Raw genomic sequence first — 14,228 nt, 5'->3', positions numbered from 1 at the left:
AATATTTAAACCTTCTACTTGAGCATCTCCTAAAATCAAACCAAAGGTGGTATCTGTATGCGCAAAATATGGGTGTTGGACACAACGTTAAGAGATGGAGAACAATCACCAGGAGTTAGCTTAACTAGCACGGAAAAGGTGGAAATTGCCCTTCAGCTGCAAAAATTAGGCGTAGATCGGATTGAGACCGGCTTTCCAGCAACCTCGCCTGGTGAGATCACCAGCATGCAGGAGATTGCCAAACAGGTTACCCAAGCGACACTGGTTGGTTTTGCGCGCTCGAAAGAACAGGATATTGATGCGGTCAGAGAGGCGCTACGAGGAGCAGAGGATGCCTGTCTTCATTTGTTTCTGGCTACCTCACCTATTCACCGCCACCATAAGCTTCGAATGGATAAAACGAAAGTATTAGAGACCGCTGCTGCTGCCATTCGTTATGGACGCAAGTATTTCAGCAAGGTAGAATTTTCAGCAGAGGACGCCAGTCGTACCGAACTGGACTTTATTTGTGAGGTCGTAGATATGGCGATTCGTGCTGGAGCGACAATCGTCAATTTACCGGATACGGTGGGATATGCCTCCCCGGATCAGTTCGGTGAAATGTTTAGAATTGTAAAACAACAAGTGCCCGGTATCGAAAAAATACAACTTAGCACACATTGTCATGACGATCTTGGTATGGCAACAGCTAACACGCTGGCGGCCATCCGTAATGGTGTAGACCAATTTGAAGGTACCATCAATGGCATCGGTGAGCGAGCCGGAAATACACCTATCGAAGAAGTTGCACTGGCCCTTGACACCAGAACCGAGCTTTATGGTGCACAAACGAGTCTGGTTTTGGAGGAACTGTATGCTACCAGTCGCCTAGTGAGCAAACGAACGGGGATGTCGGTGCCGGGAAACAAGGCTATTGTTGGAGCCAATGCGTTTGCTCACGAGTCTGGTATACACCAAGACGGAATGCTTAAAGAGCGTACAACATATGAGATCGTGTCCCCTGAGCGTATTGGTCTGAAGACGAGTAAACTTGTGTTGGGCAAGCACTCGGGTCGACATGCATTTAAAGAAAAACTGGCGGACATGGGCTTTGATGCTTTGACGGAGGAACAGCTGCAAGAGACGTTCCGCAAATTCAAAGCATTGACGGATAAGAAAAAACAGGTGTTGGATGAAGACTTGCTCGTCCTGATGGACGAAAGCCGCAATGCCTCGCCTCAAATGTACACACTGGATTCCATTCAGGTGTCTTATGGTAATCAGTCGGTTCCAGTCGCATCCATTCGATTGGGTAAACAAGATGGGACAGCAATTGATGAAGTGGCAATGGGTAACGGTTCTGTAGATGCGATTTTCCATGCTATAGACAAGGCCAGTGGTGAAGAGGTGGAGTTGGAGGATTATTCGATCCAATCTGTAACTTATGGCAAAGACGCATTGGGGGAAGTGCACGCCATTTTGAGGCAAGGAGAGTACACAGCTCTGGGAAGAGGCACAAGTACTGATATTTTGGAAGCTAGCGCCAAAGCTTACATCGATGCGCTGAACAAGCTACTGGGCAGAAAAGAAGTACATGCCAAAAGCAATATCACCATTAGTTGATCCTAGTGGTCAGGCTTGTAGATGAATTTTCCTTCTTCCTCCTCTGGCCTCATCGTAAAAAAGCGCTTGCAAAATAAATGATAACATTTGAAATTTAATGTATAATAGGCAAGAGAGATCACCATATTTTGTCTGAATTACATAGGCCAAGAGGAGGAAATGAGTTGAACTACCGCATTGAAAAGGATACGTTGGGCGAAATCAAAGTACCGGCAGACCGTCTGTGGGGAGCGCAAACACAGCGCAGCAAGGAAAATTTCCCGATTGGCTCGGAGAAAATGCCATTAGAGGTCATACAGGCGTTCGCGGTGCTTAAAAAGAGCGCGGCGATCAGTAACTATAAGCTGGGTAAGCTATCACAGGAGAAGCAGGACGCGATTATTTATGCAGCGGACGAGATTCTCGCAGGGCGGGTTGATGACCATTTCCCGTTGGTTGTATGGCAGACAGGGAGCGGAACGCAGTCCAATATGAATGTGAATGAAGTGATTGCTCACCTGGGGAGCCAATGGTTACAAGAGCAGGGAAAGGATACGAAGCTGCATCCTAATGACGATGTTAACATGTCGCAAAGCTCGAATGATACGTTTCCCACGGCGCTTCATGTAGCGGGGGTCATTGCAGTGGAGGATCGTTTGTTGCCTGCCATCGATAAGCTGAAAGAGACTTTTCAACAGAAGTCAGAGCAATTCAAGGATATTATAAAAATTGGGCGAACCCATTTACAAGATGCGACACCGCTTACGCTGGGTCAGGAAATAAGCGGTTGGTATGCAATGTTAGACAAGAGCAAGCGAATGATCATCGACACGGTGCAATACATGAAGGAGCTAGCGATTGGTGGTACAGCGGTGGGGACAGGAATTAATGCTCATCCAGAGTTTGGCTCCCGAACCTCAGCGGAAATTTCCAGTTTCACTGGCAAAACGTTCACTTCTGCACCCAATAAATTTCATGCACTGACCAGCCACGATGAAGTGGTGGCCGTACATGGAGCAGTCAAAGCGCTCGCTGCCGACTTGATGAAAATCGCCAATGATGTTCGTTGGCTGGCAAGTGGTCCGCGTAGCGGCTTGGGCGAAATCACGATTCCTGCTAACGAGCCAGGTAGCTCCATCATGCCCGGCAAGGTAAATCCGACCCAGAGTGAAGCACTGACGATGGTCGTTACGCAAGTCATGGGTAATGATGCAGCTATCGGCTTTGCAGCAAGTCAGGGTAATTTTGAACTGAACGTGTTTAAGCCAGTAATCATATACAATTTTTTGCAGTCTGTTCATCTGCTGGCCGATTCCATCATTGCTTTTAATGACAACTGTGCCGTTGGCATCGAGCCTGATCTCACGAAGATTGAGCACAATTTGAATAATTCACTGATGCTGGTGACGGCATTGAATCCACATATCGGATATGAAAATGCCGCTAAAATCGCCAAACTTGCACATGCAGAAGGGCTGTCCCTAAAAGAAGCGGCACTCCGCAGCGGACTGTTGACTGAAGAACAGTTCGATCAATATGTTGTACCTGCGCATATGATTCATCCTAAAGCCTAAAGCACGACGATTGTCTCTGCTTAAGCCTTATAAAAAATATACAAACCAGCTCATGGAGTGCGATTTAGCACAAACCATGAGCTGGATTTTTTATTTTATTATATAATTTTTTGTTTAGAATTAGTATTCTGTGTGATTTGAGGGTATATAGATAAAAGGCGAAAAATTGAACATCTATTTTCAAGATAGGAGAAGCCGTATGGAACAGACAACCGTTATTAATTTTATTGTGCTTTTGCTGTCCGGCTTGCTGCTGGTCGGTGTGCTGACTACCAAATTTTCCAGCCGTTTCGGTATGCCTGCGCTTGTTTTGTTTATTGCCGTAGGCATGGTGCTCAGTCAGTTTATTTATTTTGATAATGCCTTTATCACACAACTAGTTGGCATTCTCGCGCTCATTGTAATCTTGTTTGAAGGCGGGATGCAGACAAAGTTTGCAGATGTTAAGCCAGTTATTCGACCTGCGTTGTCATTATCAACGTTGGGGGTCATCATTACGACTGTAGTCATTGGCGTCTGCGCCAAGTTTATTTTAGGCGTAAGCTGGATGGAATCCATGCTGTTTGGCGCTATTGTTGGTTCGACGGATGCGGCAGCCGTGTTTTCCGTTCTAGGAGGTAAAAACATCAAAAAGCGAATTACCTCGACGCTTGAAGCGGAATCCGGTAGTAATGACCCGATGGCTGTATTTCTCACAGTAACATTGATTGAGCTGATACATCACCCTGAGCAATCCATTTGGATACATATCTTGTTATTTTTATGGGAAATGGGCTTTGGTTTAGCCGTTGGTTTTGTACTCGGACGCTTAGGTGTATATGCCATTAATAAAATGAATTTTGATTCATCCGGTTTGTATCCTGTGATGGCATTGGCATTTGCGGTCTTGACGTATGCGGCGGCGTCGTTACTAGAGGCAAGCGGATTGCTGGCGGTGTATGTCATGGCGATTGTATTGGGAAATTCCGACTTGACCTACAAGCGATCTATTATTCATTTTAACAATGGCTTCGCCTGGATGGTGCAGATTATGATGTTTGTCCTGCTCGGGTTATTGGTCTTTCCCGATCAATTGCTGGGCATTGCGTGGCAAAGCTTGGCGCTCTCCTTCATCCTCATGCTCGTGGCTCGTCCAATAGGCGTGTTCCTAAGCTTGCTTTTTTCCAGGTACTCTGTGCGCGAGAAAACACTGTTATCCTGGGCAGGACTGCGTGGGGCGGTACCTATTGTACTCGCAACCTATCCTTTACTGGATGAGATGGATGTAGGACCTTTGTTTTTTAATGTTGTATTTTTCGTCGTGCTCACTTCTGCGATTATTCAAGGTACCACTATTTCGTGGCTAGCGGTGAAGCTTGGCTTGATGGACCCTAACGAGACGTCGTCTCCATCACTGCTGGAATTAGTTTCACTGGGAAAAACTACTTCGGAAATCAACCACATTCAGGTACAAAATGGGATGTCGATAGCGGGCAAAGCGATTCAGGATATACAGTTGCCTGAAGATATTTTATTCACAGCCATCATTCGGAACGAGCAAATTATTGCCCCGAGAGGCACGACGGTGATTGAACCGGGCGATACTTTGTACGTGCTTAGTCCCAAACTCAAGCGACAGCAGATGAAAGAGCTGTTCATGCTGCTCGAACCGGAGGCTGCTCCGTAAATAGGATATCACCCCTACATTTCAGTCCTTCACATTTATGTGAAGGGCTTTTTAATGTATTCTTTTTCAGAGTGGATGAATCTGTTAAAAAATTGACACTATCATTCTACAAAATTAGTTTATGATATTGTCGTTAGATGTCGCAGCCTATCGTTACGGATCATTTGATGGGCAATAGTGATGAAATACGATAGAAGTCACCAAACAGGAGAGATGATAAATGAAACCGGAAGTCTTGCCACAGCGTGCAGCAGCTCGCAGGCAGAAAAATAAGAAAAAGAAACGAAAAGGAAAATTTGGTCGCTTTATGCTGCGACTTTTTATTGTATTCCTGTTAGCGGGAATTGGGGGTGGTGCATGGTTGTTTTTAACCCCTTCTGGCAAGGACATGCGCTATTTGGCTGCGGACACGCTGATTACGACTCAGCATCGTCACTGGGCGAAATATTTTATCGGCGAAGCAGAAGCGAAGAAACGAGTGGCTGAATATTCGGCCCGGTTCGAAGAGATGGGTGAGGAGAAGGATAGACATACAATCAACTTGCCTGATCTGATACCTACCAAAGTACAGCAAACGCCGTTGGTTGAAGTGGAAGAAGTGTCGGGTCGTAACTATCATGGCTATGTTATGACGGTGCATGACCCCACTAAAATTAGGCTCGGGATTCCTGCTAAAGTCGGCCGGGGAGAACATGTATCTAGCATGGTCGAGCGTTTGGGGGCTGTTGCTGGCGTAAATGGCGGTGGCTTTGCTGACCCCAACTGGAATGGGAATGGTTTTAAACCGATTGGCGTTGTCATTTCCCAGGGTAAGATATACTACAATGATATGGGTAGAAATGCCTCTGTTCAAATCGTAGGTATTGATAAACAGGGGAAAATGATAGCCGGTCACTATTCCTTGTCCGAGTTGTCCAAAATGAATGTGCAAGAAGCGGTTACTTTTCAACCACGTCTAATCGTGAATGGGAAAGGTCTGATTCGCAATGCAAGCGAGGGGTGGGGAATTGCCCCCCGTACCGCAATGGGGCAAAGAGCTGACGGTGCCATTATATTCGTGACCATCGACGGTCGTCAGCCTGGGTACAGCATTGGTGCCAACTTGTATGATATGCAAAATATTTTGCTTAAACATGGAGCAGTTATCGGTGCTAATCTGGATGGAGGTTCTTCAACGGTGCTAGTCAAGGATAATGCCATTGTAAACAAGCCTTCTTCTGAATACGGAGAGCGGTATTTGCCGACTGCGTTTCTCGTATTTGAGCATCCAGAGACCGTTAGTATCCCGAACATATGGGAAGGTTTGAATCCTGGAGACATTGACGCAGCCAAAAAGAGATAGGTCAGGAATGAACAAGTTCATTTAGTGAACGGAGACTGATGATGAAGCTAAAACGAGCAGGATTTCAGCGATTGTTTGTCGCCTTGTTAATGCTATCCTTACTCTTGACCACAATGCATCAGGCGGCTGCCGAAGCTACTAAACAGGGTGCCATAGCGTCTCAATCAACGCAGTTCATAGATATTGTTATAAACGGACAACCTATTGACAGCAAGGCTAAACCTCTATTGATCGACGGGAAGCTCATGGTTCCGCTTAAATCTTTAGCCGAAGCTGTAGGTGCAACCTACCACTGGGATGTCAAAAAGAAGCAGATTACGCTACAAAAGTGGGCAGAACCCTTGGTTCTTAAGGAGCGGTCACGTAAGAACCAGCAGCAACTTACCTTTGAGGTTGTAAGTGAAGAAGTATATATACCTCTGAGAGATGTTTCGCTTGATTTAGGTTATACGTTGGAGAAGACAAATACACAGATTCAGATTCAGCCGCCGATTCACGGTAAACTAAAAGAACAAATATATGAGGGAGATCTCGTGGCAGCACGCGAAGCGTTAATCCGCATAAACAGAAGTTCTGTCCATCCTTATATAGAACCACACCGTCCTAACACTGAGCTTCTGTCCAGTGTCTACATGTTCCCCCAAGGTGAAGCATTACGGTATTTTACAGTGAACGGGGATGTGCTGAGTCTGATTGAAGTGAAGGACGGTTTTCCGATTGTCACCTATCAAGGGTATGTGGGAGCTCCCTTTGATAAAGAATTTACAATGGAATACGACCCGCTGGGGCGTTTTTTGGAGAATAAAGCCAAAAATCAGTGGGGAACTTATCCGAAAATAAATAAGCCGCTGATCTACGAGTTCACTACAGGATGGGGAGACAGCAGTACCACTTTCTATGGGCGTATTACTACGGATAAAAAAGAAGAACTGCTGGGTACTACTGGTGATCCGATAACTGGACTCCCGGCTAATACCAAACAAATTATGAAAACCTTCAAGCTGCCGTGGGAATCGCGTACAGATGCCCAGCAGGTGATGGAATAAGTTAAAAGCAGCAATAGCAAATGAAAATATAAGAAGCGCGGATCGTTGAAGTAAAGATACTTCCGGTACGCGCTTTTTTCGATAGGATTTGTACTTTTGTTGCTTCGTGCTTGCGTAAATATCTATTAAGCATCATTATCTGCTTCGAGAAACACGGAGATCAGAATTCGGGCGTTGTTTTCTCCCACATTTTTGACATAGTGGGGGATGGCTGCTCTCCAGCTAAAGGAATCTCCTGCTTCCAGGGTAGCTGTATCCTCGCCTTGCTCCACGTATACCGTGCCCTCCAAGATAAAATGAATCTCATCCCCTGCATGAGCATGCTCTTCTTCTGTAGATGAGCCGGGCGGCATTTCAACGAGCATCATTTTGACGTTACCCTGCCCCCCCAAATGATCGACCTGGAGCTTGTTTTTACCATATAAGGTTTTACGGCGCTCGTCCTTGCGAATCACTTGCATCCGTTCCTCATCTTTAAGAAGCAGAAAAGCGAGAGGTACGTTTAGCGCATTAGCGATGCTGTCCAATGTAGCGATGGAAGGGGAGGTTTTATTATTTTCTACTTGACTCATAAACCCTTGCGATAGTCCGGTTCGTTCGCATATTTGCTGAATGGATAAATTTTTACGTTTACGAGCAGCGCGTATGTTGCATCCTATACTCATAGAGCGTTCCTCCTATAAGGAAATATAATATATACTAATGTAATATTTATCATACCAAATATTTTGTTGACAGACCACTGTTTCTTATGATAAATTCACATTACAAAATAATTATTTCTATTACTAATAATTCGACTTTGATTCACAGTCATGTGTAGCGGCATAGATTCAGACAGTATTATTTTTTCAACCAAATTATTAGTAATATAAATTAATTATTCATATGCACTTGTGTGAGTGTAATAAACAAACAGAATGGAGAGATAAATATGAGTTCAGCAAGCAAAAATATTTCTACAATTATGCGGGTGGCACTGGGAATTTTGTTTTTGGCACACGGAATTGCTAAATTCCAAATGGGGTTGGGTAATGTAGCAGGCTGGTTTTCCAGCATTGGCGTTCCAGGATTTTTAGGTTATGTCATTGCGGTGATTGAGTTGGTCGGCGGAATTGCATTGATTCTTGGATTACTTACCCGCTATGTATCTGGGCTATTTGTGATTGTTTTGATCGGCGCTATTTTTACAGCAAAATTGTCCGGCGGGTTGATGGGGAATGGCCAAGGAGCTGGCTATGAACTGGATATTGCTTTTATTCTTGTAGCACTTCATCTGGTATTTGCACCAACGACTCGCTTGTCTCTGGATTCGTTGATCGGCCGTCGTGAGTCAACCGAACAATAATTTTTGAATAGCTTTAGTCCTCCAATCCATGTAGAAAGAGGGAAATCTCATGACAGCACATATTCATGACAACACCAAAATCGGGCAGGTTTCATTAAAAGTAAGCAACTTGGAACGTTCTATTCAATTTTATACAGAGGTCGTTGGTTTTCAGCTGCTGCGTCAAACGGCGGATACCGCTGAATTGACTGTCGATGGGAAGCATGCGTTACTGATCCTTAACTATATTGAAAATGCAGTTATTCTGCCGCGCCAGTCCGCAGCCGGATTATACCACTTTGCTATTCTTCTACCGAACCGTGTAGCTCTGGGCCTGTCTTTACGTAATCTGCTGGCTCATGAGATTGAAATCGGACAGGGAGACCATGATGTAAGTGAAGCCCTATATATCCATGACCCCGATAATAACGGAATTGAAATCTATACAGATCGTCCCCATGATCAGTGGAAAAAGGATGAAAATGGATTTTACATGATGGGAACAGATCCCGTGGATGCAGAAGACTTGGTTGCGATTTCCGAGAATTTACCTTGGCAGGGACTACCTCAGGGAACGGTAATCGGGCACGTCCACTTCCATGTGTCTAATTTGCTCAAAGCACAGCAATTTTATTGCGATGTGCTTGGCTTTGACATTACGTGCCGGTATGGCTCTTCAGCCTTGTTCGTTTCCGCAGGTGGTTACCACCACCATATGGGCTTGAATATATGGGCAGGTGAAGGAGTCCCACCAGCTCCTGAGCACGCTGCCGGACTGGATTATTTTGAATTGATCGTACCAGATCAGAATGAATTGAATGCCGTTGTGGCTCGTTTAGAGGCAGCAGGCTATGGGGTGCAAGAACGCGATGGCGCCAAGTATGTAGCTGATCCGTTCCGCATTCAAATTAAACTGGTTAACGGTCAAATCTCGTAACATAGAAGGAACTCAACAGAAACAGAAAAGGGTATTCCTATAAGCCGTAAAGGCTGGGAATACCCTTTTTTCGTATACCTAGAACAAGCTCCAATCCAAATCCCGAGACATCGTCTCCAGCAAGTGTACACCAGCTGTACTGTTTCCCATACGGTTCAGAGAAGGTCCAACCAGTCCAATGCCATAGCGTCCAGGTACCATCGTCATAATACTGCCTGATACGCCGCTTTTGGCAGGTAGTCCGACTTGAATGGCGAATTCCCCTGAAGCGTCATACATGCCGCATGTCGTCATAAATGTTTTGGCGATCTGTACATAGCGGCGGGGAATCAGCGGTATACCTGTCACCGGATCACGGCCGTTGTAGGCTAGTACAAGTCCCATACGTGCTAAATCTGTACAGTTCAATTTGACAGCACAATGTCTGAAATAAACTTCAAGCACATCCTCCACATGACCTCTTAAAATACCTTTTTCCATTAGAAAATAAGCAAGAGAACGGTTCAAATGGCCTGTAGCTGATTCTGAGTCGTAGACATCCTGATCATATTCCAATGTGTCATTGTGGGTAAGCAGGCGGAAAAATTGGAGAACACGGGCAAATTTCTCTTCTGGACTGTTCCCGCGAATCAGAGAGGAGATCGCGATTGCCCCCGCGTTAATTAGTGGGTTAAACGGAATCCCCGGCTCAACCAGTTCTAGTTTCAACATGGAATTAAAACGGTCTCCGGTAGGCTCCATACCCACCTTAGAGAAGACAACGTCCTCTCCATTATCCATCAAGGCCAGAATGAGCGTAAATACCTTTGAAATACTTTGCATCGTAAATTGGATTTCCGTATCCCCGGCTACCACGGTTTCACCTGCACCGTTCATTACAACAACACCAAGCGCGTTGGCCGGGGCTTTGGACAGTTCGGGAATATATGCTGCTACCTTGCCATGAATATACTCATGACGGCTTTGTTCTACCCATTCCGGCAGTTTGGTCTGTAATCTCTGCCACTCCGATGTCATTTCTTTTCCTCCAGTCGAGTAACCAATCTGTGGTATTTTATTGTAGAGCAAAAAGTAGCTATATACTTATTTTAAAGAAATTTTCAGTCAAAAAACAAGCTCTGATGTCATTTCTTTTTCTCCAGTTAAATACCCAACCTAATGTAATATCGGGATTATAGTTTATCCCCTGTAGTCTTCATTCTCTTCATCCAACTGCCTATCCAGAAATCACTTCTAAGTGGCACATATACCTTTTTTAGCATTGGTTCATAAGAAAGTTTCCCATCTTTAAAAAAGTTAATAGGAGAAGGAGATGAAGTGAAGCATGGTACACGGTATGTTAGCGGATTACCCGCGTGAGAAAACGATTCATCAACTGTTCGAAGAGCAGGTTGAGCGCACACCGGATCACATAGCAGTTGTATTTGGGGACAAGCACTTGACGTATGCTGATCTGAACAAACAGGCTAATCAACTAGCACATGTTTTGCGGGCTAAAGGTTTAGAACAAGACGAGGCTGTCGGAATTATGGTCGAATGCTCATTGGAAATGATCATCGGAATTTTCGGGATTTTAAAAGCTGGGGGAGCCTATGTTCCGATTGATCCTGAATACCCGAGGGAACGTATACGCTATATGCTGACGGATTCTGGTGCAAATCTCCTGCTGACCCGGCTTCCAATCCACCAGCAAACAGAACTCGCCAGTGTTGTACTGGATTTGATGGACGAGCGGAACTATGGGAAAGAAACAGGGAATCTCTCATCTAAGCAAGGTTCCGACACCCTTGCTTGCATTATGTATACGTCTGGCTCTACAGGCGTACCTAAGGGCACCCTGACGATGCACTACAATATTACACGTGTTGTTAAAAAGCCGAATTACATCCAATTCTCGACAAAAGATAGGATATTACAAGTGGCCAGTTTTTCGTTCGATGGTTCTACATTTGGTATTTATGGAGCTTTGCTTAACGGAGGCACTCTCGTTTTGAACTCACAAGATCAAACCATGAATGCACGTGAGCTATCAAGCGTCCTACGGACACAAAAGATCACGAAATGCTTCGTCACGACAGCACTTTTTAATGCATTGGTGGATGTGGATCCCGATTGCTTTGCAACAATTGAAACCTTGCTATTCGGTGGTGAGAAGGTTTCAGTCAGCCATGTGCGTAGAGCGTTTGCCCGTCTAGGTCCGGGCCGCTTAATTCATGTCTATGGACCGACGGAGAGCACGGTATTTTCTACTTATTATCATATCGATCATTTGGACGAAAATGCAAATACCGTACCGATCGGCAAACCCATCAGCAACACGAAGGTTTACATCTTGGATCAAGAGCAGCATCCTCTGCCACAGGGAGTTGCAGGTGAACTGTACATCGCTGGCGATGGATTAGTTAAAGGTTATTTGAATCGTCCAGAGCTGACAGAAGAGAGGTTTATTCAGTCTTCATGGGTACCTGGAGGCAGGTTGTATCGAACCGGAGATTTGGTGCAAGAGCAAGCGGACGGAAACATCGAATATATCAGCCGGATCGACGATCAAGTGAAAATACGGGGTTATCGAATTGAGCCTGGGGAAATAGAGTCGCATTTATTAAAAGTAGATGATATACAACAAGCGGCAGTTATTGCCCGTGAAAAGGAGGCCGGTCAAAAGCAACTGGAAGCATACTTTACGGCGACCAAAAAACTGACAGCAGATGAAATTAAAACGGCTCTCTCTATAAAGCTGCCGAATTACATGATTCCATCTTTTTATATACAACTAGAACAAATGCCATTGACACTGAATGGTAAGCTGGACCGCAAGGCACTGTTGGCCCTTGAAGAGAATATGCATGGTGGAGCAGAATATGTGTCTCCTAAGCCAGGACTGGAAACGAAGCTGATGGACATCTGGCAGGATGTATTGGGTGTGCAGCAGTTCAGTGTTTTAGATAGCTTCTTCGACCTCGGTGGGCATTCTATTCATGCGCTTACATTAATGTCGAGAATGGAGCGTGCAGGATATCACGCCACTTTAACAGACATTTACCACTATAAAACGATTCGGGCACTCGCTGATTATCTTCATTCAACTCAGAATAATATTGTAGGGTCCGAAAAGCAACAGGACATCATAAAAACAACTCAAGAGTTGATATCTTGGCTTCACCAAGAAACAGATGGTGTTTACGAGCTGGTGAAATACCAAGTAAGGGATTTTATTCACGAAGTTAGAGATATTCAGGTGCTTTACTGCGACACGGTGGCTGACGTTAACCATATCATGCGGATCATGGACGGGAAAATAACTCAAGAGCTACTGCCACACTACATTGTACCACTGCATCAAAAAACTAAAATGGCTGATCTATACTGGACCATGGATGAAGAGGTATTTTTCCAACGTCTGGGCTTAAAAAGCATGGATCTGGATCAGGTGGAAGGTTTATGCAAGCTTCTGGAAAACGATTATTTGAAAAAAGATCAGTGGATTAAAACAGGAGCAGTGGCACAAGAATATCCGCTAAGTGGAATTCAGCAAATGCAAATTTCGTTTGATACACCTCCAAGTTTAGGTATATTTAGGCTGGATGAGTGCGTGAATTACGATTTTTTGGATCAGGCTTTCGCTCATTTTGTACAAAGTCAAGGATTACTGAGAAGTGTCCCGGTCCAAAGAGATGAATGGACTTATTGGAGGGAATACGTACCTTCTAGCGATGGTTTACCAAAACTCAACATCATTGATGTGTCGGATTACAACCCATGTGGTCCCATTACGGACATGATAAATGATTATGTTACGAACACCCGTTTCGCCGAAGAACATACTTTGTTCCACATGTTTGTGCTGAAACGAAACCTTCGTGAACATTATGTCATAACTATTTATCATCATGCGATATGCGATCGGGTGACCTCGGAAGTAGCTGAAAGACAGTTGGTTGCTTACTACAGGAGTCTGCTTCAAAATCGACCCCTTCCTACGGATGAAGTGAAGCCCTATGTGGAGTATGTCAATCTAATCCAAAGTGGACCGAAAGGAATTACGGAACAAGAATTGATATCAGCCTTTAATCTGGAAGCGTTCCAAAAAAGCAAGCAAAATGTCTTCCAGGCACCAAATCTTCGAACGTGCACAGAAGCCTACCTGTTTAACGTAAGCATCCCTGCTGAAAATCCTTCTTTGGAGTTTGCGCTTTCTGTCTATACAAGGGGCTTGCAAACTTATTTAGGTATGGATAAGCTACCATTGTTATTTTTATATGATGGAAGAAGGTACGAGGAGGCGGCTTATTATAACACGGCCGGTGAATTTATTGATTTTGTACCTATGCTGATCGAACTGAAACAAAATCCGGATGAAATGATGCAGTCTGTCAGAAGCAGACTGGAATTATTAAAACACCATACGATTAATTTTATGCATCTTCTTACAAGTCCTGATTACAAAGACAAGTGGGAACGTGCCAGAACATTTGCACAGTTTGGGAAGCAGTACGAGCAACTAGACTTATTCATGTTTAACTATTTAGGAAACAGCGCTAAGGCAGACTCAAAATACAGCAATTATTATGATGAAACTATCATAAAGCAACCCAATCCGCTACCGATCTATTCACTGTTCAATTGCATTGCTTCTTCCTACACGGACGGCCTTATTTTTTCTATACGATGCAGTTACGAGATAGAGGTTGAGGAAGTCAGGGCTGCATTTTATCAAGCTGCCGGTATGGCATCCCGGATAGGGGAGGTTTAATA

The 14,228-nt window shown here is 44.6% G+C and carries 10 protein-coding genes; 8 read left to right on the top strand and 2 right to left on the bottom strand.

From position 1 onward, the window contains the following. Nucleotides 1-57 precede the first annotated feature (57 nt). The 5 genes from MLD56_RS13175 (at nucleotide 58) to MLD56_RS13155 (ending at nucleotide 7,209) form a co-directional block, all read left to right on the top strand. A complete protein-coding gene (locus MLD56_RS13175; protein ID WP_029517510.1) occupies nucleotides 58-1,602 on the top strand; it encodes a 2-isopropylmalate synthase in 1,545 nt (514 codons plus the stop codon). Between the two features lie 164 nt (nucleotides 1,603-1,766). Beyond that, a complete protein-coding gene (gene fumC / locus MLD56_RS13170; RefSeq protein WP_029517511.1) occupies nucleotides 1,767-3,155 on the top strand; it encodes a class II fumarate hydratase in 1,389 nt (462 codons plus the stop codon). A 199-nt stretch (nucleotides 3,156-3,354) separates the two neighbouring features. Next, nucleotides 3,355-4,821 carry a potassium/proton antiporter gene (locus MLD56_RS13165; RefSeq protein ID WP_029517512.1) on the top strand — a complete coding sequence of 489 codons (1,467 nt, stop codon included), beginning with the start codon at nucleotides 3,355-3,357 and terminating at the stop codon, nucleotides 4,819-4,821. 220 nt (nucleotides 4,822-5,041) lie between these two features. Continuing rightward, nucleotides 5,042-6,163 (top strand): phosphodiester glycosidase family protein, encoded by a 1,122-nt coding sequence (locus MLD56_RS13160; protein ID WP_029517513.1) that lies wholly within the window; start codon nucleotides 5,042-5,044, stop codon nucleotides 6,161-6,163. Nucleotides 6,164-6,204: 41 nt separating this feature from the next. After that, a complete protein-coding gene (locus tag MLD56_RS13155) occupies nucleotides 6,205-7,209 on the top strand; it encodes a stalk domain-containing protein (protein ID WP_029517514.1) in 1,005 nt (334 codons plus the stop codon). A gap of 125 nt (nucleotides 7,210-7,334) precedes the next feature. Here MLD56_RS13155 and MLD56_RS13150 read toward each other — a convergent pair whose 3' ends face one another. After that, nucleotides 7,335-7,874, bottom strand: a complete 540-nt coding sequence (locus MLD56_RS13150; RefSeq protein ID WP_029517515.1) for a helix-turn-helix domain-containing protein — start codon at nucleotides 7,872-7,874, stop codon at nucleotides 7,335-7,337. A 269-nt stretch (nucleotides 7,875-8,143) separates the two neighbouring features. Between MLD56_RS13150 and MLD56_RS13145 the strand changes: the two genes are divergently transcribed. Together MLD56_RS13145 and MLD56_RS13140 are read left to right on the top strand one after the other, a co-directional pair. Further along, nucleotides 8,144-8,557: a DoxX family protein gene (locus MLD56_RS13145; protein WP_029517516.1), complete on the top strand. Its 414-nt coding sequence runs from the start codon at nucleotides 8,144-8,146 to the stop codon at nucleotides 8,555-8,557. 49 nt (nucleotides 8,558-8,606) lie between these two features. Then, entirely contained in the window at nucleotides 8,607-9,473 is an 867-nt protein-coding gene (locus MLD56_RS13140) for a VOC family protein (RefSeq protein ID WP_029517517.1), read from the top strand. 78 nt (nucleotides 9,474-9,551) lie between these two features. Here the strand turns inward: MLD56_RS13140 and glsA are convergent, their stop codons facing one another. Continuing rightward, nucleotides 9,552-10,490 carry a glutaminase A gene (gene glsA, locus MLD56_RS13135; protein ID WP_029517518.1) on the bottom strand — a complete coding sequence of 313 codons (939 nt, stop codon included), beginning with the start codon at nucleotides 10,488-10,490 and terminating at the stop codon, nucleotides 9,552-9,554. Nucleotides 10,491-10,797: 307 nt separating this feature from the next. On the opposite strand from glsA, the gene MLD56_RS13130 reads away from it, so the two are divergent. Next, entirely contained in the window at nucleotides 10,798-14,226 is a 3,429-nt protein-coding gene (locus tag MLD56_RS13130; protein ID WP_029517519.1) for a non-ribosomal peptide synthetase, read from the top strand. Nucleotides 14,227-14,228 lie beyond the last annotated feature (2 nt).

The organism is Paenibacillus peoriae, from assembly GCF_022531965.1.
Taxonomy (GTDB): domain Bacteria; phylum Bacillota; class Bacilli; order Paenibacillales; family Paenibacillaceae; genus Paenibacillus; species Paenibacillus polymyxa_D.
This window is presented reverse-complemented; position numbering and strand designations above follow the sequence as displayed.

Coding starts and splice junctions, on each gene's coding strand:
- MLD56_RS13145 (WP_029517516.1), top strand. CDS start 8,144: ATGAGTTCAGCAAGCAAAAATATTTCTACAATTATGCGGGTGGCACTG.
- MLD56_RS13130 (WP_029517519.1), top strand. CDS start 10,798: ATGGTACACGGTATGTTAGCGGATTACCCGCGTGAGAAAACGATTCAT.
- MLD56_RS13175 (WP_029517510.1), top strand. CDS start 58: ATGCGCAAAATATGGGTGTTGGACACAACGTTAAGAGATGGAGAACAA.
- MLD56_RS13160 (WP_029517513.1), top strand. CDS start 5,042: ATGAAACCGGAAGTCTTGCCACAGCGTGCAGCAGCTCGCAGGCAGAAA.
- MLD56_RS13165 (WP_029517512.1), top strand. CDS start 3,355: ATGGAACAGACAACCGTTATTAATTTTATTGTGCTTTTGCTGTCCGGC.
- MLD56_RS13155 (WP_029517514.1), top strand. CDS start 6,205: ATGAAGCTAAAACGAGCAGGATTTCAGCGATTGTTTGTCGCCTTGTTA.
- glsA (WP_029517518.1), bottom strand. CDS start 10,490: ATGACATCGGAGTGGCAGAGATTACAGACCAAACTGCCGGAATGGGTA.
- MLD56_RS13140 (WP_029517517.1), top strand. CDS start 8,607: ATGACAGCACATATTCATGACAACACCAAAATCGGGCAGGTTTCATTA.
- MLD56_RS13150 (WP_029517515.1), bottom strand. CDS start 7,874: ATGAGTATAGGATGCAACATACGCGCTGCTCGTAAACGTAAAAATTTA.